This window comes from Flavobacterium sp. WG21, assembly GCF_000335775.1.
GTDB lineage: Bacteria > Bacteroidota > Bacteroidia > Flavobacteriales > Flavobacteriaceae > Flavobacterium > Flavobacterium tructae.
The window spans coordinates 1-25,833 of record NZ_AMYW01000015.1 but is presented as its reverse complement, the minus strand read 5'-3'; the positions used below and the strand labels follow the sequence as shown (position 1 = coordinate 25,833).

The window sequence follows — 25,833 nt, the reverse complement described above, 5'->3', positions numbered from 1 at the left end:
TCAAGCTGTTTAAAAGATGATTTACTTTGTTTTATTGATTTCGTTAACCTGACGAATTACATTGTACAAAGCCAATCCAACTCCAATCATGACAAAGATGGTGTTATAATTTAATTTTTGACTGGGATGATTTTCATCCAGCCAGGTACCAAAATAGGAAAATAAAAAAATAATGATCCCCATTTGAACGGGAATATTAATGAGCGGAAGCCACTTGTTCCTTTTGTTTTTGTTCGGTTCCTTTTCCATCTTTTAGGGTTACATCTTTAGTATGAGTTAACATGGTACAGGTAGCGGTAAAATTGGCGCCTGGTTCTATAGACAGTTTTCCTATGGCAACTTCTCCATGAATCTGTGCCGATGCTTTTATATTAAGGACTTCTAAAACTTTAATTTTTCCCTGAAATACTCCTTCAATATCGGCATTATTACAAACAATTTCGCCTTTAACAACGCCGGAGACTCCAATAACCAATTTACCTTGTGAAGTAAAATTTCCTATCAATTCTCCATCCAGTCTAAAATCGTCTTTAGCAACGATGTCTCCTACAATAGAGGTTCCTTCAACTATTCGATTCGTTTTTCCTAAAAGTTCTGTTCCGTTTTTTTTACTTTATCAAACATGATTATGGTGTTTTGGGGGCTAAGTAGGTATCGAGATTTTTCTTAATTTGAACCAATTTGTAATTATCACTCGATATGATAATTGCGGGATTCGGTATCTTATACTTTTTATCGTCTCTAAAAACTCCTGAAATATCTCTGGCGTATGCCTCTGATTTTAAACCGTGAATCACCACAAAACTTTCGGTTTTATTGTATTTATCAAAAGAAGTTGTCAATCTCTCATAATTTTCAACTAATAAAAAGACTCTGATCGCTTCTTCAATCTTTTGACGGGTTTTAGTGTCATTATTAGCAACTACATATACAATTTTCCAGTTTTTACTGTCAACAGAAGTAAAATCAAGTTTTTCTAAAGCCGGTATTTGCTTTTCTAAAATCTCGCGTGCATTTTTTCCTTCATCACTGTTTGGATAATTATCGGCAACTGATTCTAAACCTTTTTTGTAAGCGGCCAGACCATTTACTTTTCCTAAGGTATTGGCTTTTAACAATTCGTACTTAGAAACTATTTCATCACCTGAATATTGATTGATCAGATTGTCAATATTATCTAAGACGGTATCAAACTGTTCCTCCTGAAACAATTTATACCATTTTTGGTACTCTTTATCCGGTGATGCTAAATCGGCCGCATTGGTATTGTTTAAAATTTGAGCGTATCGTGAAGTCGGATAATTGTTTGTAATATCTGATTTTATCCTTTCGGCGCGGGCAGGATTTGTAATTTGATATATTTTGTACAAATTATACATCGCCGGTAAAATCAATTTTTCCTCCGGCTTATTTTTTAGTAATTGCTCCAGTTTGTCACTCGCCAGATTGTATTCCTTAAATTTTTCTTTGTAAATGAGCCCTAATTGATAGTACGCAAAATTACGTTCAACACCAATACTATCGATTGCAGCTTGTGTTTGAGGGAGTTGTTTTTCGTAGAAATCTGTAGTATATTTTTCAATAACTATAGTGTCTTTAAGTGCATTTGCAGCGTTATTATTTAAGGTGTCGTTTAATGCGGCATTATTGGCTGATTTCACAGCGGCCAATCTCCAGTTGCCTTCTAAAACCCGATTACCCCATAATTTCTTAAACTGCAATTTTCCGTAAGCAACTGTGGTAGGATTGTAAAAATAAAAAGTACTCGTACTGGTACTTGCCGTTTCATTTCCTGACGGCGGATTAAATGCTCCTATTCCGGGATTAGCCGCTCCAACTGACTGAGGGTTAACCGCTGTTGGTCCTCCATTAGCATTTGTGTTACGATCGATATTGGCCAGTTTTTCCTTTTCTTTTTCTTCTAAGATTCGTTTCTCCTCGTCTTTTTCTTTGAGAACAGCTATATAATCATTAAAATAACTTTTTCTGTCAGTCGGAGACAAACCGTATACTTTTATGATGCTATCGTTACGTTTTGCAATTGCTTCGTACTTGATAACATTGTCCAGATTTTTTCTGTTTTTTTCAATAAAAGCAAACTCTCTGGATTTAGGATCTAATTTTACTAATGTACTGTCATAATATTTGGCAGCGATAGTGTAGTTGGTATTCTTAAAATACATGTCGCCAATATTTCTGTAAGTCGACGCTATTAAATAAGGGTCTTTTGATTTTCTTCCCAATGACTTGTTGTAGAAAACCAAAGCATCCTGCTGTTCGTCATTTTTGTCAAAGAAGACTCCCATTTCATAAAATAAAACATCCAGATAAGGTCTGTTTTCACGATCTGCCACTAACTTATTGTACATTTCTAAAAACAAATCCTGATCTCCATTTTTATAATCAAACATTTGTGCCTTTTTTGCGTAGGCATGCATCATGTATTTTCGATCTGCTTTTCTGTTCATGTCAATTACACCGTCATAGTAATAGAACGCGCTATCTCTTATTCCGGCTTCCTGATACATCTGACCTAAGATAAAACGGTAACGTGCGCGGTCTTCGTTTATTCTGGTAAACTCCTCGGCGATTTTAAGTTTAGCAACTGCACTATCCTTTTTTTCCAAATTCAAATAAGCTTCTGCCAATAAAGCATTCGCATCTGAAAATGTCTGCTTGTTCAAATCTGTATTTTTTAAGAGCAGATTGATATTTTTTACTGCAATAGCATCATTACCTAAGCGCATATTGGTTTTCTCGCGCCAGATTTTCGCTGTATAAATATTACTGCTGTTCGGGTATTTGTACAAAATATAATTGAATGCCTCCAAAGCTGGAATAAACCTCTGATCATAGTATCTCGCTTTTCCAAGCATCAGATAAGCCTCGTCGATTTGCGAATTTCGCTCTCTTCCTCCAATATTCATGGAGTGCTTCTGAATCGCTTTTGTGGCCTTGGTCTCCGCCTTTTCAAAATCAGCATTTTTGGGTTTATCTCCTTGTGAAAAGTTCTCATCAAACTGCATCTTTTCGATCGGAAGCATTTTCCAGAAGTTATCCTGATTATTCGCATGAACAGCCTTTAATCCTTTGTCAAGACCAATTCCACCATTATACAAAATATTGTATTTTGTACTTAGTGCATGGGAATTTCTCGCCAAAAAATTATTTTTCTTGGTAGAACAGGCTATCAAAAAGAATAAAAAAACAATAAAAAAACTATATTTAAGAGTATTCTTTTTCAATAGAAAAGAGTTTATATCAATTAACTTCTAAAAAGGATTTTTAGTATATTGACTTGTAAAAATACGCTTCTTTTTGAAATATAGAAACTTATACTGCAAAAAACAATTCCAGTTCTTGTAAGGTTTCTTTTGAAGTTTGAATATCTTTTACAATTTCTCCTTTATTTAAGGCTACTATTCGGTCACAAACCTCTACGGTATGCTGCAAATCATGACTGGAAACCAGTACGGTAACATTTGGATTATCGGCCAGATCCTTAATGATTTTTTTTAATCGGCTTACCGTTGTCGGATCCAGATTTGCAAAAGGTTCGTCTAAAATAACGACTTCCGGATTTCCGATAAGTGTAGCAATGATACCTACTTTCTTCTGATTTCCTTTAGATAAATCTCTTAAATATTTTTTGTTGTTCAGGATTTCTCCGTTAAAAAACTCTTCATGCTGCTGTAATAAAGCATCAATATCGGCTTTGTTCTGGTGGCGTAAATCCCCAATAAAATAAAAATATTCCTCAGGAGTTAAATACCCAATCAAAAAACTTTCATCGAGAAATGATCCTGTGAAAGATTTCCAGTTCTCGTTTGCATTCACCTGAATATCGTTGTTTATTATATTTCCCGTTGAAGGCTGAATCAAATCAAGTAACAAGCTGAAAAAAGTGGTTTTTCCCGCCCCGTTATTTCCTACTAGTCCAAAGCTCTGCCCTTTTGGAATTTCAAGATTGTTTATGTTTAAAACTGTTGTACCGTTGTATTTTTTTGAAAGTTGGTTTACTTGTATCATTTTTGAAAGTTTAATTGTTGATTTTTTTAATCGTTAATTTATTGATTTCCAATTATATGCTATCAATTTTCTAATTGACACATTTTCTAATTAACTAATTAGTTTTTTTGTTTATAAGCGCTTATGGTGCTGTACTTCTCTATTTTATATCTTTTTTCGATCAGTGAAAATACTTTTTCTTTAAAAGCAAAACCTAAAACTCCTGCTCCGGCTACAAGTGCTAATCCTATGGTTTTGTTTCCTAAATACAATCCGATTCCATAAAGTCCTAAAGGCACTAATATCTTTGGTAATGTCAGCAGCATTGCATTAACATTAAACGCTTTTTTATCTCCAAAGGCACCTCCCGCCGAACTCAAATCAATTGGCGTTTTTGTAAAAGCACCGCCCAAAAGTACCAGATGCGAATTGACTCCTATATTATAAATTGCTCCAACAACGACCGTTAAATAAATTTGCCATCCAAAGAAAAGATAAAAAGACGCCAGTATTGTAGAGATGAAAGTAGCAATAACAATCAGCCACCATTTTGACGTTATGTAACCGCGATACGGAATATTCTGGGTCATCATTAATTGGTAATACGAACTATCCCAGCTCGGTACAAACTGTCCGAAGACAAATAAGAATCCACCTGAAACAAATATTCCGGCAAAAATGGTCATCACCTCGGGCTGTTGTTTGTTTCCGAAAAAGATAAGTCCGTAAAACAAAAAGATAAAACTCATTACCAGAGTCGTTTTTGATCTTTTGTTTCTCTTAATCAATTTGATATCGTTTTTAAGAAAGGTTCCTAATGTTCCGAATTGATTCAGCCAAGAAAGATTTTCAGTGGTAGCAATGTCTTCTTTTTGTGAAAGTCCTGCATCTAAAAACAAATTATTCTTGAAATATTTGAAAGTAAACAGATAGAGCCCTATCAAAATCAAAGCAGGAATCAAAAACAGTCCTTTTGTTGCATAAAAACCTTGAAAAATTGGCATTGTAAAACTCGTAATATCAAAGAGTTTATAATACTGTGCGGCTCCTAAAGCGATAATTGCTCCAACAAAAACAACAAACAACTTGTCGATATTACTTAGAATAATATTCAAAAAATTGTTGATATAAATTAAGGAGAATGCCGCTAAAAACCAGAAGATAACTCCCAAAAGATCATAACCTTCTAAAACTAAAACTATTGAGAAAGGAATAAAAAACAGTGCATGAACCCAATTGAAAAAAGACAATGCTGTTTTGCCTAATGAAAAATGAACAATGGTCGGTTTTTTGAACGGTAGAATTAATAATGGTTTAATATTCAAAACCGGAATTGCCTGCATCAATAAACGAATCACCAGATCGGAAAGAAAATAGTAAATCAAAAATTGGTTGATTGTCACCAGAGGCTCCAGTTTCATTTTTTTTAAAATATAGAATGCTCCTATTCCGGCTCCAACAAAAAGCAAGGAAAAATAGACCATTAAAAAACCTAATAAAACTTTCATCACGACACTTGTGCCGAATGATGCAGATCTAACAAAGGCTTTCCATTCCAGGTAAATAAACTTTTTAATCATGGTTATTTGTTTTGAGTTTTCTAGTATGTGATCAAATGTAAGAAAACGTTACAAAAAAAGTTAAAAATAATCGTTTAGTGCCTGTCAATTAACTGTCGTTTGCTACTTTTGCATAAAAAATACAATCATGCCTTCATTCTTAAAACTAATAATTAAAGAGGTAAAACGAGAAACTGCTGATGCTGTTTCTGTACTTTTTAATGTTCCTGAAGAACTAAAATCGGACTATAAATTTATAGCCGGACAATACATAAATTTAAAATTAACTCTTGATAACCAAGAGATTCGTCGTGCTTATTCTATTTGTTCTGCGCCTGAAAGCAACGAATTACGTATTGCTGTAAAAGCAGTAAAAAATGGTTTGTTTTCTCAATTTGCCAATACGAGACTTAAGGCTGGAGATGTTCTTGAAGTAGGTCATCCGGAAGGAAAATTTACTTTTGAACCAGATGCTGAAAGACAAAAAAACTATGCGGCTTTTGTGGCCGGAAGCGGAATTACTCCGGTACTTTCTATTATTAAATCGGTTTTAAAAAGTGAGCCAAAAAGTTCATTTGTATTGGTTTATGGAAACAAAACTCCTGAAGATACTATTTTTTACCAGGAATTACATGATTTACAATTACAGTATGTAGGTCGTTTTTTCATCCATTATGTTTTTAGTCAGGCTAAGGCTGAAAATGCTTTGTTTGGAAGAATTGATAAATCGGCAGTAAATTTTGTTTTGAACAACAAACACAAAGAATTACAATTTGACAAATTTTTCTTGTGTGGTCCTGAAGAAATGATCGATACGGTTTCGGGAATTTTAAAGGAGAAGAATGTAAAAGAATCGGCAATTAAATTTGAACTTTTTACTTCTTCTACTCAGGAAAATAAAATCAATACTTCATTAGAAGGACATACAAAAATTACGGTTTTGGTTGATGATGACGAAGTTTCATTCGAAATGTCTCAAAAGCAAACCATCCTTGATGCCGCTTTAAAACAAGGAATCGACGCTCCATACTCTTGTCAGGGTGGAATTTGCAGCAGCTGTCTGGCTCGTGTAACTTCCGGAAGTGCTGAAATGACTAAAAACTCGATTTTAACAGATAGCGAAATCGCTGAAGGTTTAATTTTAACCTGCCAGGCACATCCTACTTCAGAGTCTATTTATGTAGATTATGATGATGTTTAATCGTTAAAATCTCAAAATATTCAAATTCCAAATCTCAAACTTACAATTGGGATTTGGAATTTTTTTTGTTTTATAATTATTAGCAACCTTTGTAAAACTTGAATTTGGGACCTAAAAATTACGTTATGAAATCTGTACAGGAAATTTTTAAAAATAAAGAATATCTTCTGGATGAACCTGAAGTTGAAAAACTTCTGGAATATTGTGAAGAACTTCAGGATGAACTTATAGAATTTAAATTTCAGAAGACAAACAATAAAGAACTCGCCATGCTGGATATGCTTAAAGAAGTTATAAAAGGCTGTGATGCTGTCGAAAAAGAACAAATGGAACACGAACGATTTGGTTATGAAGCACCAAATTATCAAGCCACGATTTCGAATCTAAAAAGTTATATTTATAGCAGATGCCGGGATGAGAAAATTTGGCTCTAATTGCAATTATAATAAAAGCATTTTTTCGATAAAATATTGCTGAATTTTTATTATATTAGAGGTAAAATTATAGCAATCACAATCTCATGTGTTCTTCTGTAGATTTGTAGCGCTAAATCAAATTTGTCAACAGTTTAAATCTTAAATATTATGACAATACATCACTTACTTCGTTTATCCTTTATAGCACTTTTTGTAATAACAGCTCTTTTTTGTATCTACTTTATCATTAAGAAACAACAAAATAAAAAAGGTCCCAAGTTACTTACCAAAGAAAAATATAGTGCCACAATGATTGGTAAAATGACCGAAATAAATGTTTCTGAGAAGAATACTTTTAATATCTGGCCCTACATAAGCAAATTAAAAGCTGCTAAAATACTATCGAACAAAATTAAAGAGTCACAATTGGTGCACAAAATCTACAGAAATTCAACGGAGGATTTTGAGCACATTTTATTGTCTACAGAAAAAGAAAATCATTTTGTTGTAATCGTTGCTAATAAAACCAAAAAGAAAACAGTTGGCTACTTTTTCTATGATTTAAACGGATTATATGCTTAACTGAATCTTCGTGACTATATCTTTGGGTGAAATCGATCTCATAGCGTCTTCGTAACCTTCAACGATTTTGTTTCCATAAACAGATGTTGGTAATTTTGGATATTGATTTCTGTCTGAAACCAAAGCATTTTCCATTGTTTGTCCGAATGGTAAAAATCCGGCATACGGATGTGTAGCACCCCAAAGTGTAATGACTTTTACTCCCAGCATTGCTGCAATATGAGCATTTCCGGAATCCATAGAAAGCATAACGTCTAAATTACTAATGAGCTGTAGTTCCTGTTGAAATTTAATTTTTCCAGCCACATTAACTACATTTTCAAAGGATTGTGAAAACGAATCCAGGATTTCAATTTCTTTCTTTCCTCCACCAAAAAGTAAAATGGTATACGTTTTATTCTCTGCCAATTTTGCAATTACTTCCTGCATTAAATCTTGTGGATATACTTTAGAATTGTATTGTGCGAAAGGTGCAATCCCAATTAATTTTTGGTTTTGATCACCAATGATTTCTAAAATATCTGAGTCTAATTTTGCTTTTTGCGGGAATTCAGGATTTGATATGTCTAAAGGAAAACCAAGTTTTTCAAATACTTTTGCATGCCTTTCAAACATGGTTGGCAATTGTGCAAAAATTTTATTCTCGGCACGAGTTAATTCTTTTTTACCTTCACGTCCTTTGTCAACTGTGGCTCTTTTTTTTCCGCTTAAAGAAAAAAGAAGGCTTACAATTTTGGATCTCAGAACATTATGAAGATCAGCAAAAGCATCGATTTTGAGTTTTTTTACATCACTGTATAATCTAAGTAGCCCTGCAAATCCTTTGTGACGTTGCTTTTCATCAAAAGCAAAAAACTCAAGATTTGGGATTCCTTCAAAAAATGGCTTAAAAAACGGTCGTGAAATTACGGTGATTTTAACCGTTGGATACTGCTTCACAAAAGTGCGTAAAACAGGAACCGTCATGGCGACATCTCCCATTGCGGATAGTCTCATGACGGCTATATGCTTTATTGTATTGGACAACTCTGCCAAATTATTTTTTGTTTTGATATAAAACAGGATTCAATTCATCGTCATTGTACATTTTCATTTGTTTGTACACTTTCATGAATTTATCTCCATTTTCAATGTCAGTCAATAAATCATCAATTGCAGTTGATAAATCACTTCTTTGTTCTAAAAGTACATTTAATTTCTCCTGACATTTATCTCTGTGCTCCTGTGAAGCTTCAGCACGAGTTGCCTCCTCATGCATATGATAAATTTTTAAAGCTAAAATAGACAATCGGTCAAAAGCCCAAGCCGGACTTTCAGAATTGATTTTTGCCCCGTCTTTTACTTTTACTTCACTGTATTTTTGTAAAAAGTAGCTGTCGATATATTCCACCATATCTGTACGCTCCTGGTTTGAGGCATCGATTCTTCTTTTTAGAGTCAAAGCCGCTACCGGATCAATTTGCGGATCACGAATGATATCTTCAAAATGCCATTGAACAGTGTCAATCCAGTTTTTCAAATACAATAAGTGTTCAAATTTATCCTTTGGGTAAGGATTGTTTATAGGTTGATCAACATTATCAAATTGATGATAATCTTTAATGCTTTGTTCGAAAACAGAATATGCTAATTTTGAAAACATGTCTTTATTTATTAGAGTCACAAAGATACTTTTTATACTTTTATGGTGTGAAGAAAACGATTAATTTTTCGTTATTGCACTACAATCTATCCATAATTCTAAAAATTCAGTATGAAAATTCATTATATCTCCAAAAATAACAGCGTATTAAATCACTTTTTAGGCCAAATCAGAAATGTTAATGTTCAGAACGACAGCATGCGTTTCCGAAGAAATATTGAACGAATTGGCGAAATTATGGCTTATGAACTGAGCAAGGATCTGGCTTATAAAAATGTTGAAATTCAAACCCCGCTTGGCATTAAAAATACGACTGAAATAGAGAGTGATTTAGTTTTATGTTCCATTTTAAGAGCCGGTTTACCGCTGCATAACGGTTTTTTAAATTACTTTGACCATGCCGAGAATAGTTTTGTTTCGGCTTGCCGATACCATCCAAATAACGATGCCGAATTCGAAATTAGAGTTGAATACCAGGCTGTTTCAAACATAAACGACAAAACTGTTTTACTTCTTGATCCAATGTTGGCAACGGGTCAGTCTATCGTTGCTGTTCACGAAAAACTAATTCAAAATGCAACTCCAAAAGAGATTCATATTGTTGTAGTTATTGCTGCTCCGGAAGGTGTTGCTTTTCTGGAAGAAAATCTTCCGGAAAACTGTCATTTATGGGTCGCTTCTTTAGATGAAAAGCTAAATGAAAAAAATTATATTGTTCCGGGTCTTGGCGATGCCGGAGATCTTGCTTACGGAAGTAAATTATAATTGAGAGAAAAATGTAAATAAACTACACAAAATCAACACATAAAAAACAATTTCATTATTGAGCTTTTGTTGCATATATTCTACATGACTTGCTGCCATAATAGTCAAGGGCGCAACACTAAAAAAGAGCAAATCGTTACTTTTATCCGGCGATAGAATATAAACAAAGGCTGCAATAAAGAAACAAGCTACTACCTTTTTGTATGAAGAATGTACTATTTGTGGTCGATTTGACAAGGTAGTCAACATCGAAACTACAAAAAATAAGGCTACGGCCACATAGATTGAAAGTGCTCCGTTTTCATAATTGCTCTTGAAATAATCAATGTTAAAATCGATTACAGCACGTTTCTGAAAAAAATCAGTGATATCAATATGGAAAATTAAAGAGACCAATAAAAAGATTATGAACACTGCTACAAGTGCTATAAAAGGTAAAATCCAGTTTCTATAATCTCTGGAAACATGGAAAACTATTGAGATAAAAACTAAAATCAGGAAAAGAATACACCAAAATTGAAATAAAGAGGCTATTAAAATCCAAAATGATGCATCAAATATTTTTTCCTTAGAAGCTTTCAACGACTGCAGCGAAATCAATCTTCGAAGTGCCAGAAGTATAAAAAAGTTACCATATATTACATTGGCATTGTTAAATATTGTGGGGAAAAACAATAGAAACAATAAGTAAAAAAATATCGCGTAACCATTGTCTTTACTGAGTCCGTTCTTTTTTACGATAAAATTTATCAGGAAAAATGAGGCCAGAATAAAGCACAATAAGCTCACTTTTTGGAATGCCAAAAAATAAGATGTTATCCAGGAAGGTTCCTGAATTTGAAACAGAAAAAGAAAACCAGTATTAAAATTACGACCAATGAATAATTTAATGGTGTAGATTTTTTAAAAACACTTGTTATCATAAGGATATTTTATACTTTTGTGATTGTAAATATAATACTTGTTTAAAAAGGAAAACCAACAAGTTGAAAAAAGATTCTGCTAACAGACTTCTGGTTTCAATGCGTTACACAACAATAAATAACATATAATTTTATAAAATTATGACAGCTTTTTTTGAAGGAATACAGTACTTATTCGTTAACATTTTATTCGCACCACTTGATTTTTTACGTCGTTTGGAACTTGTTACATGGTTTGGTGCTAATACGATCAACTGGATTTTCATGATCATCTGTTCATGCGCAATCGTTTATTGGATTAAACAATTACGCATTTTTGATGATGCCGGAACAGAAAACCAAGATACTACGGCTCACTCTTTTTTAAAGTAAGTCGAAGCCGATATCTTTTCTAAAATACATCTTATCAAAGCTTAGTTTATCTATGTTTTGGTAAGATTTTTTTATGGCCTGTTGAAAATCGTCTCCATAAGAAGTTACCGTTAATACACGTCCTCCATTACTCACGATACTATCGTTTTCTAATTTTGTACCTGCATGAAAAACAATAGAATCTTCAATATTTTCTAAACCGGTAATTACTTTTCCTTTTTCAAATTCTTCAGGATATCCACCGGAAACCACCATAATAGTAGTAGCACTTCTTGGATCAACTTTTAATTCGAATGTATCTAATTTTTGATTGGCTACCGAAAGGAACAATTCCACTAAATCAGATTCTAATCTCGGTACTACAACTTCAGTCTCAGGATCTCCCATTCTTACGTTGTACTCAATTACGATTGGTTCATTTTTTACATTGATCAAACCAATAAAAACGAATCCTTTATATTCAATTCCATCCTTTTGAAATCCTTCGATAGTTGGTTTTACAATACGTGTTTCAATTTTTTCCATCAAAACAGCATCAACATAAGGAACCGGAGAAACAGCTCCCATTCCACCTGTATTTAAACCTGTATCACCTTCACCAATACGTTTGTAATCTTTTGCTGTAGGAAGGATTTTATAGCTTTTCCCATCAGTCAAAACAAAACAGCTTAATTCAATTCCGTCCAAAAATTCTTCAATTACCACTTTTGAACTCGCTGCTCCGAATTTTTCGTGAACCAGCATGTTTCTCAATTCTGTTTTAGCTTCTTCTAAATCCTGAATAATCAAAACTCCTTTTCCTGCAGCCAAACCATCGGCTTTTAAAACGTATGGAGGTTGTAATGTTTCTAAAAAAGCACATCCGTTCTCTACCGTTTCAGCCGTAAAACTGTCGTAAGCAGCAGTTGGAATATTATGTTTCATTAAAAACTCTTTGGCAAACTCTTTACTTCCTTCTAACTGAGCTCCTAATTTTGATGGCCCAATAACCGGAATATGCTGTAAGCTCTCGTCATTTTTAAAATAATCGTAAATCCCTTTAACCAAAGGATCTTCCGGGCCTACGACTACCATTTTTACATTCTCCTGAATTACAAATGCTTTGATTGCATCAAAATCTGTTGGAGACATTGCAACATTTGTAGCAATTGCCGACGTTCCAGCATTTCCAGGTGCAACAAAAAGTTTTTCGCAAAGCGGACTCTGAGTCATTTTCCAGGCAAAAGCATGTTCTCTTCCGCCCGATCCCAATAGTAAAATTGTCATGGTGTAGTTGTATTTAGTTGTGGTGCAAAAATAATTGCTTTTACACGTAAAAAATAATTAAATCTTAAAAAGTTGTTGATTGTTCTCTGTTAGTAATTTGATAGTATTATTTTTGACGAAAATTAGCTCCTCAAATGATTTCTCTTTTCGATATTTCGCTGCAATTAAATGGTTTTCCGATTAAGAAAGCCAGAACTCAATTGGATGAAATCAGAAATTTATCGGAAGAACAGTATGCACATTTTCTTCAAAACAGAAAAGAAGAAATCGTAGCTTTTCATTTGAAAAACAATTCTTTCTACCGGGAATTGGCTGGAGGTAATACAAAATTGGAATGGAAAAATTTACCCATCCTGAACAAACAAAATTTACAAAAACCACTAGAAGAAAGGCTTTCAAAAGGCTACACCTTAAAAAATGTGTACCTCAATAAAACTTCAGGATCTAGTGGAACTCCTTTTGTTTTTGCCAAAGATAAGCATTGCCATGCCCTGACCTGGACTTCGATTTTTATGCGTTTTGGCTGGTACAATATCGATTTTAATCGCTCATATCAAGCTCGATTCTATGGTATTCCGATGAATTTTACCGGATATTATAAAGAACGAATTAAAGATTTTTTGACACATCGTTTCCGATTTCCGGTTTTCGATTTATCTGATGGCGTTCTCGAAAAATTTCTGCAAAAATTCAAAACTAAAAAATTCGATTATATCAACGGTTACACGAGTTCGATTGTTTTATTTGCTAAGTATTTAGAACAAAAAAATCTTATCTTAAAAGAAGTTTGTCCCTCTTTAAAAGCTTGTTTCGTTACTTCGGAAATGCTTTTTGAATCCGATAAAAAACTCTTAGAAAAACAATTGAATGTTCCAATTATTAATGAATATGGCGCTTCAGAACTTGATTTGATTGCTTTTGAAAACTTAAAAGGCGAATGGCAGGTTAATTCGGAAACGCTTTTTATAGAAATTTTAGATGAAAACAATCAGATTCTTCCATATGGAAAAGAAGGCCGAATTGTGATTACATCTTTGTTTAATAAAGCACATCCCTTTATCAGATATGATATAGGTGATATCGGAATTTTGGATGAAAAAAGTACTCCGCAGAAACCCATTCTAAAAAAACTTATTGGAAGGACCAATGATATTGCTGTCTTACCAAGTGGGAAAAAAGCACCGGGTTTAACCTTTTATTATGTTACTAAAAGTATTATTGAAGACGATGGAAACGTTAAAGAATTTACCATCAAACAAACACAATTAAATACTTTTGAAATTGAATATGTTAGTGATAATGAATTAAATGTAACGCAAATTCAAAAGATAGAAAAGGCAATTACGGTATATTTAGAACCAAATTTAACTTTCAGCTTTACCCGAAAAATAGTTTTAGACAGAAGTAAAAGTGGAAAGTTAAAACAATTTAAATCTTACCTTTGATATAAATAAAATCCTACATTTGTTTTTTTTAATCAAAACTTATGGAAGATCAATCTTTACTTTCTGAAGAAACTATTTCTAACAAAATATATTATATCCGTAATCAAAAAGTGATGTTGGATAGTGATTTGTCGCTGCTTTATGATGTGGAAACAAAAAGATTAAATGAACAGGTAAAAAGAAATTTATCTCGCTTTCCAAAAGATTTCATGTTTCAACTTACTGAAAACGAATTTGAAAACTTGAAGTCGCAAATTGCGACTTCAAGTTGGGGCGGAAGCAGAAAATTACCTTTTGTTTTCACTGAACATGGCGTTATGATGTTATCAAGCGTTTTAAAAAGTGATAAAGCCATTCAAACTAATATACAAATTATGCGCATTTTCACCAAAGTGAGAGAAATGCTGCTAGATACAACTGAAATTAAAGTGGATATTCTTCAGATTCAAAAGAAGTTAGAAAATCATGACAAAAATATTGAATTGGTTTTTCCTATTTAGATGAACTAACCGAGAAAAAAGAAGATGGAAATGAGAGAGTAAAAATTGGTTATAAAAAATAAGCAAATTCACAGTTCGCTATTTAAGAAATTATTCCATTCTGATTAAATTCCAATTTAAACTTTACTTTTGCCGAAAGAATGTTTTTAGAAAGAATCTAATAGTCCCATGAAAATCACCCTAATCGCAGGTGCAAGACCTAATTTTATAAAAATAGCACCTCTTATTAACGCTATAAAAGACAAGCAAAATCAAGGCTTTGATGTTTCCTTTCGTTTGGTTCACACAGGACAGCATTACGATAAAAACTTAAGTGATACCTTTTTCGAAGAATTAAATATTCCAAAACCAAATGTAAATCTGGAAGTAAAAAGTGGCTCTCAGGCAGAACAAACAGCTGCAATTATGATTGCTTTCGAAAAGGAACTTATTCAAAATCCTTGTGATTTAGTTTTGGTTGTTGGTGATGTAAATTCTACTATGGCGTGTTCGATTGTAGCCAAAAAATGCAATACTAAGGTAGCACACGTTGAAGCGGGAATTCGTTCCGGAGATTTAACAATGCCGGAAGAAATCAACAGAATGCTGACAGATAGCATTACGGATTACTTTTTTACGACCTCCACATCCGCTTCAGAAAATTTATTAAAACTAGGATCAAATCCTGAAAATGTACATTTCGTAGGAAATGTTATGATCGATACTTTATATCAGAACATCAATAGAATTTCGGCTCCGGATTTTTGGGAAGAACATCAGCTTAGTGAAAAAAACTATATTGTTCTAACCTTACATCGTCCCGGAAACGTAGACGAAGTTTCTTCTCTTATTGCTTTACTACATGGAATTGATGATTTAGCTCAAGGCAAAAAAATATTGTTTCCAATTCATCCCAGAACACAGGCTATCTTAAGCGAAAGTTCAACTAAGTTTAAAAATATCCTCTTTGTTGCTCCACAAAGCTACCTGAATTTCATGTATTTAATAAAAAACAGTTTTGCCGTTATTACTGATAGCGGTGGTATTTCTGAGGAAACAACCGTAATGGAAATTCCTTGTTTTACTATGCGAAATAACACTGAGCGTCCCGAAACCGAAACCATTGGTTCAAATACTATTGTTGGAACGTCATTAGAAAATTTACAAAAAGTATACGGTTCATTTTTAAAAAATGGTCCCAAGAAAAGTGGTGTCCCGGATTTATGGGATGGAAAAGCATCGGAACGAATTGTTTCAATTTTACTGGCTAAAAAATAATGAAGGATATTCTAATCATATCAAACTATTATCCACCCGAAAAAGGTGCTGCGGCCAATAGAATAGAACAACTAGCTTTAAAATTGGATCAAAATGGTTATGAAGTTTCGGTAATTTCTCCGCTTCCTAATTATCCAAAAGGCGAATTATTTCCGGAATATGAAGGCCGGTTTTCTGTTACCGAAAAAATCCAGAACATTACCTTAAAACGTCTTTGGATCTATCCGAGTAACAGTTCGAATATCTTTAAACGAATTGTCTCGACACTATCGTTTTCAAGTACTTTGTTTTTTTATTTATTGTTTGCCAAGACACCTAAAAAAGTAATTGTACAATCACCGCCACTATTACTTTCGTTTGTTTCTGTTTTTGTACTTTGGATTAAGGGTAAAACAATCCTTTTGAATGTTTCAGATCTTTGGCCAACTGCCGCTATCGAATTGCAGGTATTAAAGAAAAACAGTATTTCACACCAAATTTTGCTTTTTATTGAACGTTTTATTTACCAAAAAGCAACGCATATTTTTGGGCAATCTAATGAAATCATTACCCATATTCATTCCGTCTTTCCCGAAAAAAAATGTTTTCTATATCGTAATTACCCGGATCATTTTGTTGAAGATTTCCTCGAAGAAAAAAACAATTCCAGCGAACCTATTAAACTATTCTATGCCGGACTATTAGGCGTTGCGCAAGGAGTTTTTGAACTTATTCAGCAATTGAATTTAGAAAATGGCAACATCGAACTGCATATTTTTGGTGATGGTGCCGAGAAAACTCAGATTGTGAATTACCTCAACCAAAATCCAACTAAAAAAATTGTTTTTCACGGAATGTTAGAACGAAATGTTTTGCATGAAACTTTAAAAAATTTAGATATTGCCCTTGTTCCGCTCAAGACAAGGATTTACGGCTCTGTTCCGTCCAAAATATTTGAATATAGTGCTTTAGGATTTCCAATACTTTACTATGGAGGAGGCGAAGGAGAAAATATTGTAGAAGAGAATAACCTTGGTTGGGTAGTTCCCGTTGAAGATTTCCAACAATTAAATACAACTTTAGGAACAATATCGACATTAGGTAAAGCAGAAATTCAGAAGATGAAAAAGGCTATTTTTCTTCATGCCAAAAGTCATTTTAATTTGGATCAGCAAATGAAGGAACTCATCGAAAAGAATGCTTTTTAAGTAACTTAATAAAAAACGGGCAATTATTCTGGAAATAATTGCCCGTTTAAATTTTCTTATTTGATATAGTTCGAAAAATCTTTGTGTTCTTCTTTTGAAAGCTCTTCTTTCGAAAGTGATCTGAAATAATCATACGTAATTTTCATTCCTTCAGAACGGCTTACTTTTGCTTCCCAACCCAATAACTCTTTCGCTTTTGTGGTGTCTGGCTGGCGTTGTAACGGATCATTTACCGGTAATGGATGGTAGACTACCTTTTGATTGGTTCCTGTTAATTTAATGATCTCTTCTGCAAAATCCTTAATCGTAATCTCATCCGGATTTCCAATATTTACGGGATATACATAATCTGAATGCAACAGTCTAAAAATACCTTCGACCTGATCGTCTACATAACAAAATGAACGTGTTTGCATTCCATCCCCAAAAATGGTTAAATCTTCCCCGCGCAATGCCTGTCCGATAAAGGCCGGAATTACACGCCCGTCGTTCAGACGCATTCTTGGGCCGTAGGTGTTAAAAATACGTACAATTCTAGTTTCTACCCCATGAAAAGTATGGTAGGCCATGGTAATCGATTCCTGAAAGCGTTTGGCTTCATCATAAACCCCGCGTGGACCAATAGTGTTTACGTTTCCGTAGTACTCTTCGGTTTGCGGATGAACCAGAGGATCTCCGTAAACTTCGGATGTTGATGCAATTAAAATTCTCGCTTTTTTAACACGGGCTAATCCCAATAAATTATGTGTTCCCAGAGATCCTACTTTTAAGGTCTGAATTGGAATTTTTAAATAATCAATCGGACTTGCAGGTGAAGCAAAATGTAAAATATAATCTAAATCACCTGGAATGTGCACAAACTTGGTGATATCGTGGTGGTAAAATTCGAAATGTTCTAATTTGAATAAATGCTCTATGTTTTTAAGATCTCCGGTAATCAAATTATCCATTCCGATAACATAATATCCTTCTTTGATAAAACGATCACATAAATGCGATCCCAGAAATCCGGCTGCTCCTGTAATAAGTATTCTTTTCATAGTAATTATTTATACCTCGCAAATGTAACTGATTTGAAAATTATAAAAACTATTCTATAAAAAAACTGCCTAAAAAAATAATTAGGCAGCTCTTTAGAATATCACAAAGAAAAACATTGAAAGCAATTACTTCTTGTCTAGCTTTGCTTCAAGTATTTCAATTCTTTTATTTTGTTCAATAATATAAAGCGTTAATTCTTCTATTTTTTGCAAAAGAGCATTACTCATTTCTCCTACCTGTAGTCCTTTTTCTTTTATTTCCTGAGCGGAAGGGACACTTGGTAAGTGATTATTCTCTTTCGTGAATTTTTCTACCTCAGCTAAAGTTGGCATCACATAATCCGATTTTAAATCCGATTTACCTGTGTAGTACTTTTGAAAAACATAATCTGCAGGGACCTGTAAATCCACCCTCACCTCTTCGGCATGGATTTTACCTTTTACCGTAAGTTTTTCATCAGGATTGATTGAACCTATACCTACATTACCATCAATCCTAATTTTAATTCTCTCTAAACCATCAGTGAAAAAATTCATTCCAAAGTAACCGGAATGTGAAACTATCGGCTCATTCGCAACATTTTTTGAAATAGACATTCCATAATGAGCTATTGTCCCATTTCCACTTGCAAAGTTATCTGCTGTGCTAAAACCAATTTTTTGATTAGCCCCTACACTCGAAATATCACCATTTATCTGGAGTTTTGCATTTGGATTTGTGGTTCCAATTCCGACATTTCCATTAGTATCAATTCTCATTCGTTCAGTACCTGAAGTAAAAAAATTCATTCCAAAATAACCTGAAGAAGACAACATTGGTATGTTTAATGCATCTTTTACATAAGACATTCCATAGTGAGCTACAGTACCTATTCCACTTGTAAAATTATCTATTGTGTTAAAACCAATTTTTTGATTTGCTCCGGTAACTGAAATATCACCCCCATTTACATGAAGTGCTGTACTTGGTGATAATGTACCTATACCAACATTTCCACTAGATTCGATCTTATTTTGACTATAACCAAACGTTGTTACTAAAATAGCCGCTGGTAAAAACAAATATTTCATATTTTTAAATGTTTAAAGATTTGAAAAATTATGCAATTATAGGAATTATTCTACAGTTTAAAAACTTTAAACTAAAATCCTTTTTTTAATTTCTTCTCAACAAACTCTTCCATTTCATTTTCAAAACGTTCCTTCGAAAACTTCATCGCATGCTCCCGAATTACTGTCGAACTAAATTTCATCTTTTCAAAATCAATCACTGCTTGTTTAATCCTTTCTGATGATTGTTCCTGAAAAAAAACTCCTGTCTTATTTTCAACAACTGTTTCTAAAGTCCCCCCTTTTCCTAATGCAATAACCGGAGTTCCACAGGCCTGTGCTTCAACCGGAATAATTCCGAAATCTTCTTCAGCGGCAAAAACAAATGCTTTTGCTTTTTGCATGTAATTTTTTAAACTATTGGTTTCTACAAATCCAACAAACTCAATATTACTTTTAGCAATTGTCTGAAGTTTTTGAAACTCCGGTCCGTCCCCTGCAACAATTAATTTTAAATGTGGCAATTCATTAAAAGCTTCTACTATTAATTGTGTTTTTTTATAAGAAACTAATCGTGAAGCTGTAAGATAATAATTATCCTTCTGTTCTTCTAAACTAAAAAATTCAACATCGACAGGAGGATAAATAACCGTTGCTTCACGATTATAAATTTTCTTTATTCTTTGTGCTATATAATTAGAATTGGCAACAAAATAATCGACATTTTCAGAGTTTGAGACATCCCATTTTCTTATTTTCTGCAAAACATACTTTGCATAAAATCCTTTTAAACCCTTATCTAAGCCTGAATCTTTTAAATACTGATCCTGCAAATCCCAGGCATATCGCATAGGCGAATGACAATAACAAATATGAAGCTGATCTTTTCGGGTCCGCGCTCCTTTCGCTACAGCAGATGAGGAACTAATTATTAAGTCATAATCACTTAAATCAAATTGTTCTATGGCTGTTGGAAATAACTGTAAAAATTTACGATGGTTTTTCTTTACCGTTGGAAGTCTTTGAATAAAGCTAGTCTTTACCTTTTTTCCATTTAGAATAAACTTTCGGTCTTCATCATTTAAAAAATCAATCAGTGCGAAGTGATCAAAATCATTCCATATTGAATTTATAGAATGTATTACTTTTTCAGCACCTCCATTTACATAATACCAATCGCTAATTAATGCTTTTTTCAAATCTCTCATCTAGTTATTTTTCAAATCGTCGAGTATAGAAATATAATTTTGTGACGCTTTTTCCCAGCTAAATTTCTGAGATGCCTCAAACGACTTTTTGCAAAGATCGTTATAACTTTGCGAACGAATTAAATCTTCGATTTTTTGTGCTAATTCTGCCGGGACATCTGGATTAAAAAATGTGGCGATTCCATCGTATAGTTCTCTATATACGGGAATATCCGACAAGATGCATGGGGTAGAAAGACTCATTGCTTCAAGCGCCGAAAGCCCAAATCCTTCATAAAAAGAAGCATTTATAAGTGCTTTTGCTCCTCTTATCTGTTTTTCTAGCTCAGAATCTGAAACTTCATTTAAGAATTCTACTCTTGAATCATATTCTAAAATATCTTTTCTAAATACATTATTAAAAGAACCTCCAATAATTTTCAACTTATAATGATTGAAATCCAATAACTTAAAAGCTTCTAAAATTACTTTAATATTTTTTCTTGGATCTAAAGAACTTACCGCTATAAAATAATCTGTATTTTGATTTTTTTCTTCATTAAAATCAAAAAAACTGGCCAAATAAATCACTTCTATTTTTGATTGTTCAATATTGGGGTAAAATTTCAAAATTTGTTTTTTTGAAAAATGACTAACTGTAATAATTTTTAAGGCTCTTCTTAAATTAAAATGAAACAAAAGGTTATAAACAAGAGCAAACTTCCAATTAAACCAATTTTTATTCTCTTTTACCGCCATATCATGAATGACGATTAAATTTTTCTTAAATAGAATTGGAGCTGTATTACAAAAATTAATCAATAAGGAAACTTTGTTCCTAAATAAGAAAAAAGGTAATTCTACTTGTTCCCACAAATAACCCGAAAAAAATCCTGTCTTTACACAATTAAATGACTCTGCGGCAGGATTCAAGAAAGTTTTATTAGGGCAAACAAAAAGAATATCCTCTTTATAATGTTGTTGTAAATGTTTGCTTATTTCTGTAGCCACCCTTTGAACTCCTGTTCCTCTTTGAGTTAAAAAACGGCCATTGATTACAATTTTATTCTTCATCCTGAATTGTATTTTCGATTGGGAACACAAAAAGAAAACAGAACCAAATAAACAAATAAATTCCAAGTTGTCTGCTTAAAAGATTTTCAAATAAACTTTGGAATGAAAAAATCAATATGAAAAAAAAGGAATATGCATTTTTGTTTTTAATAAAATTCCAGAAATGAACACCAAAAATTCCTAAAAATAAAATTAGTCCCAATAAACCGTAACAAACAAAAAACCAAAGGTATTGATTATGGGTGTTGTACTGATAATTGTATTTTCCAATCCACCAATACGGACCACTTGATATTTCTTTTGAATTATAACATTCAATTAATTTTTTATCCACTTTCTCACTGCTAAAAGTTCCGATAAAATAATTAAACTCTTGTTCATCAATAATATTTTTTGCACAGGTCCATATTGCAATTCGAGGTTCTCCTTTTTCTATTGCAAGTCTTTGTATAGCATATTTATTCGTCAAAACAGTAACAACTAAAATGCATAAGAACCCTGCAAAATAAGCTATCTTCCTTTCTTTTAAAAAAATAAAAAGACAAATTAGTACCGAAACCCCCATTGCAAGTCTTGCGGCAATAATGAACAAAGTAAAAATCATCAGGCCGATAAATAAATAGAGTATTCCTTTTTTTACTGTGGCTCTATCCAATAAAAACTTAACACAAAATATTGATAATAAACAATTTAAAGAAAAATAAGGTCTTTCTATTAAGAACTTATTTTCGACCAAAGCGGTAAAGTTTTCAAAACTTTTAGATGCTGAAAAAAAATGATACTGTAATACAATACAATTAATATAAAGTGTGTGTATCAATTGCAGAATTAAAAAGGAAAAAATAAAAAACTTTATCTCCTTTTCACTTATCCTTTTTACTAAAAACAATAATGGAATAAAAATAAAACCAAGTGACCGAATAATTAATTTTGACGAAAAATCATAATTCAAAAAGAAGGACAACAAGTACAATATATAGATTGATCCGAATAATAAGCTTAATAATTTAACCGCAAAATTATCTTTAAAATCTTTCGCCCCAGAAATATTCAATAGTAGCAAAAACAAAATAAATGGTGTCGCTAAAGAAATTTTAAAGACAAAAGCAAATGCTATAAAAAAGAAGCAGACCAATTCTATTTTATTTTTCTTAAAGACCTCCTGAATCATATGGCTTTTTTTTACAAAGGATTAATTTATTGTTGCTGTCTGCTGGTTTAATTTATTTCGATGAATCGCAAAAGGTATCGCAAGAAAAACCCAAATAAAGAGCATTATAAACGACGGAAATGCATTAAAAGAAATTATAATACTGAATATACCAGCAACTATGGCATCTTCTTTTAAATAATAAGCTTTTGTTAAAATAAGAAATAAGAACAGCATAAACAATATTGCGGCAATTACACCATATTCAGACAAAACTTCTAAATATACATTGTTTGGTATCGCTCTTTCATTCTTTCGCTGTGCAAAATGATCAAAATAATCATTTCTATGCACAACAATCTTTTTATAATTGTTGTAATAATCATAATGAAGTCCATAATTAGCCGGCCCTACTCCGAAAAAAGGATTTTCTATTCCTGAATAAAAAGCAACATTTCCCGTAATAACCCTATCTACTTTTGAAAAATTATTCTGAGTAAGTGTTCTCGTTGAATCAAATAGTTTTTGATAAACATACTTTTGATAAAGATCGGTCTGAATAAACAGTAAAACTCCTATAACTGCAACTGGAATCACTTTAAGAAGTATATTTAGACTTAAAAGTCTTTTTCTATAAAAATAGAATATAAAAATGAATACTGAAATTATCGAAATGGTAGACATTGATACTATAACACTAAAGAGTAAAAACCACCCATGGGCTCTCTTTTCTAAATAAAAAGAAACTGATGCTGATAATAATAGAAATAATCCAAAATAATTACCCTCTTTAAAAGTACTACACCTTATAAAACCCTCCAATATTTGTGGATCGTCCATACCTGGAAGTGTAAAATAGGGTATATTAAGTTTTGATGATAAAAATAAATACCATCCAAAAATAGCTGAGATCATTGCTCCTAAAACCCATTTTTCTAAAATTCTAATATCTTTGGTGAATAGTCGAAATGATATGTAATAAGCTGCTAAACACAAGTAAAAATAACAAAGCCTGATAAAACTATCCCCAACTCTGTTGATCCTAAAAGGAATTAGCTTTGGTGGATAGGGATAGTTCCAGAAAATATTTACAAAAAAGGATAATGTCACCAGAATTCCTAATAACAGAATAACGAGATTATTATTAAAAAACCAAATTGTATCTTTTGAGATAACCGTTTTATTGACATAAAATAGAATTAAAACGACAAGTGCTATTTCAGATATTTTAAGTGGGAAAAAGATATTCAAAGTTAGTGCCTGAGTAAAAGGCAGAAACACTAAAAAAACTTTTTTAATATCTATTTTCATTTTATTACGATAATTTTTTGCTTTTACTAAAAAGCAATTTTAAAATTTTTGGAATTACCTTAAAGTTTCTTTGCCAGATTCGATTACCAATAGTCAAGGTCAAAATCGATAAATAAACAATTATAAGATTTTTTCGATTATACTTTTTAGCATAAATAATCCGGCTATCCAATGAAATCAGATCTATAAATTCAGATTTCCGATTATTAAATTTTGATTTCGTGCTATTTCCCTGTTTATGGTAAACCCCAAAAACCGGTAGTATTTTTACACCGCCTCCTTTTTTCTTTGCTCTTGAAGCCCAATCTATTTCTTCATAAAACAAAAAATAATCTTCCGATAATAATCCAATTGATTCAAGATCATTACACTTTATTAGCATAGAGGCTCCAACAGGATAACTTACATTTTGAACTATTTTATCAAAGTTTAAAATGGCTTCATCAATCAAAACTCCTTCTCCAAGATGTGTTGTCAGACCTGTTCCGGAGTGGTAAAGACCTCCCAGTGATTGAACTTTGGATGGATTATCATATTCCAATAAAGCAGTCCCATATATATTTATTTTACCAGATATATCTTGTTTCTCGATTTGAGAAATAATATCAGTCAGTACATTTTTCTCTATTACTGTATCGTTGTTCAAAAGCCAAACATAGGAATCCTTTTCTTTTTGGTCTAAAATATATTTTAGTGCCAAATTATTTCCTGCTGCAAAACCTTTATTTCGCTCTGCTTTTACCAAAAGTATCTTTTCCTGCTTCGTTTCTGATACAAAATCTTTTTCATCAATACTTAGAAAAGATAATGGCTTTTTTTCTAAAGGATGAGTGTGATTTTTAAAGAATTCGTGCTTAGGAATATGAGTTCCCTGAGCCCATAATTTTAGTTCTTCAAAATATTGCGATTTTTCGCTATTATCAATAACAATTACCTGATAATTAGTATACTTTAACTTTAAAATACTTTCCAAGCACTCAATAGAATCTGCAGAACTATTGTAATTTAAAAGAACAATATATACTTTCTTATTCATCAACAGTATTATTTCTTTTATTTTCGAATTACCTTAATCAAATACTGTGTACTTAAAAAAGGTTCAAAAACACCAAAAGTTAGTTTGTTTAAAGTTGATTTCATTGAAGAAATATGCTTTAAATTTGATTCTATTTTCTGAACTTCTAACTCTGGAAATAGATTGATTAGGTTTAACATGTCTTTTTTACAAAAAAAACGAACATGTGTTTTATCAAAAATTCCCTCATTTGTGTATTCAAAAGTTCCTTTAACAAAGATTTTATAAAAAACTTCATAATTTCTAATGTTCGGTAAACTGATATAAAAATTTCCTCTCTTTTTTAAATGTGGAATTAATTTTTGAATTGTTCTTTGTGGTTCTATTAAATGTTCAAGAACATCTGCCAATATTATGCTATCAAAAAAGTCAGATTCAAACGAAAATTCATCATTTTCAACATTTCCAATAATAAAAAAATCAAATTTTTCTTTGTTGTGTGCAACATCTACTATATCAAATCCTATTATCTTTTTTGCAATGCCTTTGTTTTTTAATTCTAATAATGTCGCACCGCTTCCTGCTCCAATTTCTAAAATTGTTAAATCCTTATCCATACCAATAAAAGAAATAATATCTTTTCTGATTATTGAAAAATATTCCTTTTCTTTCTCTAAATAAGACTCTTGCATATTTATTTATTGATTTGAAATGTTCTTAAACTAATTTTATATTTTTTAAAACAAAGTAATATTATTAAAGTTGTGATTAAACCTTCTATAAAAAAAACGGAAATCAAACTTCCCTTTAATTTAAAAAACAAAGTCAACAAATAACCAGAAATCAACATCATTACAGAGCCGAAAGATAAAATTTTAGATAA

The 25,833-nt window shown here is 32.3% G+C and carries 26 protein-coding genes and 1 pseudogene; 9 read left to right on the top strand and 18 right to left on the bottom strand.

Annotation, left to right across the window (positions count from 1 at the left end; all coding sequences use genetic code 11):
• Positions 1-21 precede the first annotated feature (21 nt).
• From C245_RS0112135 to C245_RS0112115, 5 genes and pseudogenes are all read right to left on the bottom strand, one after another.
• Positions 22-249, bottom strand: coding sequence for an AtpZ/AtpI family protein (locus C245_RS0112135; RefSeq protein ID WP_026110030.1), 228 nt, complete (start codon positions 247-249; stop codon positions 22-24).
• Positions 197-624 (bottom strand): annotated as a pseudogene (locus tag C245_RS23025) (polymer-forming cytoskeletal protein). The gene C245_RS0112135 and the pseudogene C245_RS23025 overlap by 53 nt, the downstream one beginning before the upstream one ends.
• A 2-nt stretch (positions 625-626) precedes the next feature.
• Entirely contained in the window at positions 627-3,245 is a 2,619-nt protein-coding gene (locus C245_RS0112125) for a hypothetical protein (protein ID WP_017496865.1), read from the bottom strand.
• Between the two features lie 88 nt (positions 3,246-3,333).
• The gene (locus tag C245_RS0112120; RefSeq protein WP_017496864.1) at positions 3,334-4,029 is read right to left on the bottom strand and encodes an ABC transporter ATP-binding protein; all 696 of its coding nucleotides are present in this window, start codon (positions 4,027-4,029) and stop codon (positions 3,334-3,336) included.
• 98 nt (positions 4,030-4,127) lie between these two features.
• Positions 4,128-5,588, bottom strand: a complete 1,461-nt coding sequence (locus C245_RS0112115; RefSeq protein ID WP_017496863.1) for a DUF5687 family protein — start codon at positions 5,586-5,588, stop codon at positions 4,128-4,130.
• Positions 5,589-5,715: 127 nt separating this feature from the next.
• Here C245_RS0112115 and C245_RS0112110 point away from each other — a divergent pair, with 127 nt between their 5' ends.
• The 3 genes from C245_RS0112110 (at position 5,716) to C245_RS0112100 (ending at position 7,766) form a co-directional block, all read left to right on the top strand.
• A complete protein-coding gene (locus C245_RS0112110) occupies positions 5,716-6,768 on the top strand; it encodes a ferredoxin--NADP reductase (protein ID WP_017496862.1) in 1,053 nt (350 codons plus the stop codon).
• Positions 6,769-6,893: 125 nt separating this feature from the next.
• Complete coding sequence (locus C245_RS0112105) at positions 6,894-7,202, top strand: hypothetical protein (RefSeq protein ID WP_017496861.1); 309 nt, start codon at positions 6,894-6,896, stop codon at positions 7,200-7,202.
• A gap of 150 nt (positions 7,203-7,352) precedes the next feature.
• Complete coding sequence (locus C245_RS0112100; RefSeq protein ID WP_017496860.1) at positions 7,353-7,766, top strand: hypothetical protein; 414 nt, start codon at positions 7,353-7,355, stop codon at positions 7,764-7,766.
• Here the strand turns inward: C245_RS0112100 and C245_RS0112095 are convergent.
• Positions 7,755-8,762 carry a glycosyltransferase family 9 protein gene (locus C245_RS0112095; protein ID WP_017496859.1) on the bottom strand — a complete coding sequence of 336 codons (1,008 nt, stop codon included), beginning with the start codon at positions 8,760-8,762 and terminating at the stop codon, positions 7,755-7,757. The two genes, C245_RS0112100 and C245_RS0112095, sit on opposite strands and share 12 nt — an antisense overlap.
• A gap of 40 nt (positions 8,763-8,802) precedes the next feature.
• Complete coding sequence (locus tag C245_RS0112090) at positions 8,803-9,408, bottom strand: DUF4254 domain-containing protein (RefSeq protein ID WP_017496858.1); 606 nt, start codon at positions 9,406-9,408, stop codon at positions 8,803-8,805.
• A gap of 111 nt (positions 9,409-9,519) precedes the next feature.
• Between C245_RS0112090 and upp the strand changes: the two genes are divergently transcribed.
• Positions 9,520-10,173: a uracil phosphoribosyltransferase gene (gene upp / locus C245_RS0112085; RefSeq protein ID WP_017496857.1), complete on the top strand. Its 654-nt coding sequence runs from the start codon at positions 9,520-9,522 to the stop codon at positions 10,171-10,173.
• On the opposite strand, the gene C245_RS23020 is transcribed toward upp, so the two are convergent.
• Positions 10,168-10,977, bottom strand: coding sequence for a DUF6427 family protein (locus tag C245_RS23020; RefSeq protein ID WP_232424360.1), 810 nt, complete (start codon positions 10,975-10,977; stop codon positions 10,168-10,170). The two genes, upp and C245_RS23020, sit on opposite strands and share 6 nt — an antisense overlap.
• A gap of 260 nt (positions 10,978-11,237) precedes the next feature.
• On the opposite strand from C245_RS23020, the gene C245_RS0112075 reads away from it, so the two are divergent.
• Entirely contained in the window at positions 11,238-11,468 is a 231-nt protein-coding gene (locus tag C245_RS0112075; protein WP_017496855.1) for a hypothetical protein, read from the top strand.
• On the opposite strand, the gene purD is transcribed toward C245_RS0112075, so the two are convergent.
• A complete protein-coding gene (gene purD / locus C245_RS0112070; RefSeq protein ID WP_017496854.1) occupies positions 11,460-12,734 on the bottom strand; it encodes a phosphoribosylamine--glycine ligase in 1,275 nt (424 codons plus the stop codon). The two genes, C245_RS0112075 and purD, sit on opposite strands and share 9 nt — an antisense overlap.
• Before the next feature lie 134 nt (positions 12,735-12,868).
• On the opposite strand from purD, the gene C245_RS0112065 reads away from it, so the two are divergent.
• The 4 genes from C245_RS0112065 to C245_RS0112050 all read left to right on the top strand — a co-directional run bounded on the left by C245_RS0112065 (position 12,869) and on the right by C245_RS0112050 (position 17,123).
• Entirely contained in the window at positions 12,869-14,179 is a 1,311-nt protein-coding gene (locus C245_RS0112065) for a phenylacetate--CoA ligase family protein (protein WP_017496853.1), read from the top strand.
• Positions 14,180-14,220: 41 nt separating this feature from the next.
• Positions 14,221-14,679, top strand: coding sequence for an ORF6N domain-containing protein (locus tag C245_RS23015; protein WP_017496852.1), 459 nt, complete (start codon positions 14,221-14,223; stop codon positions 14,677-14,679).
• A gap of 168 nt (positions 14,680-14,847) precedes the next feature.
• Positions 14,848-15,936: a non-hydrolyzing UDP-N-acetylglucosamine 2-epimerase gene (wecB, locus tag C245_RS0112055; RefSeq protein WP_017496851.1), complete on the top strand. Its 1,089-nt coding sequence runs from the start codon at positions 14,848-14,850 to the stop codon at positions 15,934-15,936.
• Complete coding sequence (locus tag C245_RS0112050) at positions 15,936-17,123, top strand: glycosyltransferase family 4 protein (RefSeq protein WP_017496850.1); 1,188 nt, start codon at positions 15,936-15,938, stop codon at positions 17,121-17,123. The genes wecB and C245_RS0112050 overlap by 1 nt, the downstream gene beginning before the upstream one ends.
• A 56-nt stretch (positions 17,124-17,179) precedes the next feature.
• Here C245_RS0112050 and C245_RS0112045 read toward each other — a convergent pair whose 3' ends face one another.
• From C245_RS0112045 to C245_RS24635, 9 genes are all read right to left on the bottom strand, one after another.
• Positions 17,180-18,163 carry a UDP-glucuronic acid decarboxylase family protein gene (locus C245_RS0112045; RefSeq protein ID WP_017496849.1) on the bottom strand — a complete coding sequence of 328 codons (984 nt, stop codon included), beginning with the start codon at positions 18,161-18,163 and terminating at the stop codon, positions 17,180-17,182.
• A gap of 126 nt (positions 18,164-18,289) precedes the next feature.
• Positions 18,290-19,234, bottom strand: coding sequence for a hypothetical protein (locus tag C245_RS23705; RefSeq protein WP_017496848.1), 945 nt, complete (start codon positions 19,232-19,234; stop codon positions 18,290-18,292).
• 71 nt (positions 19,235-19,305) lie between these two features.
• Positions 19,306-20,421, bottom strand: a complete 1,116-nt coding sequence (locus tag C245_RS0112035) for a glycosyltransferase (protein ID WP_017496847.1) — start codon at positions 20,419-20,421, stop codon at positions 19,306-19,308.
• Positions 20,422-21,474, bottom strand: coding sequence for a glycosyltransferase family 1 protein (locus tag C245_RS23005; protein WP_017496846.1), 1,053 nt, complete (start codon positions 21,472-21,474; stop codon positions 20,422-20,424). It abuts the gene before it with no gap.
• A complete protein-coding gene (locus tag C245_RS24270; protein WP_157495853.1) occupies positions 21,464-22,078 on the bottom strand; it encodes an O-antigen ligase family protein in 615 nt (204 codons plus the stop codon). Before C245_RS24270 ends, C245_RS23005 begins: the two co-directional genes overlap by 11 nt.
• Positions 22,079-22,666: 588 nt before the next feature.
• Positions 22,667-23,935, bottom strand: a complete 1,269-nt coding sequence (locus tag C245_RS0112020; RefSeq protein ID WP_017496844.1) for an O-antigen ligase family protein — start codon at positions 23,933-23,935, stop codon at positions 22,667-22,669.
• Between the two features lie 4 nt (positions 23,936-23,939).
• Positions 23,940-24,971: a glycosyltransferase family 2 protein gene (locus C245_RS0112015; RefSeq protein WP_017496843.1), complete on the bottom strand. Its 1,032-nt coding sequence runs from the start codon at positions 24,969-24,971 to the stop codon at positions 23,940-23,942.
• A 17-nt stretch (positions 24,972-24,988) separates the two neighbouring features.
• Positions 24,989-25,642, bottom strand: coding sequence for a bifunctional 2-polyprenyl-6-hydroxyphenol methylase/3-demethylubiquinol 3-O-methyltransferase UbiG (locus tag C245_RS0112010; protein WP_017496842.1), 654 nt, complete (start codon positions 25,640-25,642; stop codon positions 24,989-24,991).
• 2 nt (positions 25,643-25,644) lie between these two features.
• Positions 25,645-25,833 (bottom strand): hypothetical protein (locus C245_RS24635; RefSeq protein ID WP_035746599.1); only part of this gene is annotated, 189 nt, incomplete at its 5' end.

Coding starts and splice junctions, on each gene's coding strand:
- C245_RS0112135 (WP_026110030.1), bottom strand. CDS start 249: ATGGAAAAGGAACCGAACAAAAACAAAAGGAACAAGTGGCTTCCGCTC.
- C245_RS0112120 (WP_017496864.1), bottom strand. CDS start 4,029: ATGATACAAGTAAACCAACTTTCAAAAAAATACAACGGTACAACAGTT.
- C245_RS0112115 (WP_017496863.1), bottom strand. CDS start 5,588: ATGATTAAAAAGTTTATTTACCTGGAATGGAAAGCCTTTGTTAGATCT.
- C245_RS0112110 (WP_017496862.1), top strand. CDS start 5,716: ATGCCTTCATTCTTAAAACTAATAATTAAAGAGGTAAAACGAGAAACT.
- C245_RS0112105 (WP_017496861.1), top strand. CDS start 6,894: ATGAAATCTGTACAGGAAATTTTTAAAAATAAAGAATATCTTCTGGAT.
- C245_RS0112100 (WP_017496860.1), top strand. CDS start 7,353: ATGACAATACATCACTTACTTCGTTTATCCTTTATAGCACTTTTTGTA.
- C245_RS0112095 (WP_017496859.1), bottom strand. CDS start 8,762: ATGAGACTATCCGCAATGGGAGATGTCGCCATGACGGTTCCTGTTTTA.
- C245_RS0112090 (WP_017496858.1), bottom strand. CDS start 9,408: ATGTTTTCAAAATTAGCATATTCTGTTTTCGAACAAAGCATTAAAGAT.
- upp (WP_017496857.1), top strand. CDS start 9,520: ATGAAAATTCATTATATCTCCAAAAATAACAGCGTATTAAATCACTTT.
- C245_RS0112075 (WP_017496855.1), top strand. CDS start 11,238: ATGACAGCTTTTTTTGAAGGAATACAGTACTTATTCGTTAACATTTTA.
- purD (WP_017496854.1), bottom strand. CDS start 12,734: ATGACAATTTTACTATTGGGATCGGGCGGAAGAGAACATGCTTTTGCC.
- C245_RS0112065 (WP_017496853.1), top strand. CDS start 12,869: ATGATTTCTCTTTTCGATATTTCGCTGCAATTAAATGGTTTTCCGATT.
- C245_RS23015 (WP_017496852.1), top strand. CDS start 14,221: ATGGAAGATCAATCTTTACTTTCTGAAGAAACTATTTCTAACAAAATA.
- wecB (WP_017496851.1), top strand. CDS start 14,848: ATGAAAATCACCCTAATCGCAGGTGCAAGACCTAATTTTATAAAAATA.
- C245_RS0112050 (WP_017496850.1), top strand. CDS start 15,936: ATGAAGGATATTCTAATCATATCAAACTATTATCCACCCGAAAAAGGT.
- C245_RS0112045 (WP_017496849.1), bottom strand. CDS start 18,163: ATGAAAAGAATACTTATTACAGGAGCAGCCGGATTTCTGGGATCGCAT.
- C245_RS23705 (WP_017496848.1), bottom strand. CDS start 19,234: ATGAAATATTTGTTTTTACCAGCGGCTATTTTAGTAACAACGTTTGGT.
- C245_RS0112035 (WP_017496847.1), bottom strand. CDS start 20,421: ATGAGAGATTTGAAAAAAGCATTAATTAGCGATTGGTATTATGTAAAT.
- C245_RS23005 (WP_017496846.1), bottom strand. CDS start 21,474: ATGAAGAATAAAATTGTAATCAATGGCCGTTTTTTAACTCAAAGAGGA.
- C245_RS24270 (WP_157495853.1), bottom strand. CDS start 22,078: ATGATTTTTACTTTGTTCATTATTGCCGCAAGACTTGCAATGGGGGTT.
- C245_RS0112020 (WP_017496844.1), bottom strand. CDS start 23,935: ATGAAAATAGATATTAAAAAAGTTTTTTTAGTGTTTCTGCCTTTTACT.
- C245_RS0112015 (WP_017496843.1), bottom strand. CDS start 24,971: ATGAATAAGAAAGTATATATTGTTCTTTTAAATTACAATAGTTCTGCA.
- C245_RS0112010 (WP_017496842.1), bottom strand. CDS start 25,642: ATGCAAGAGTCTTATTTAGAGAAAGAAAAGGAATATTTTTCAATAATC.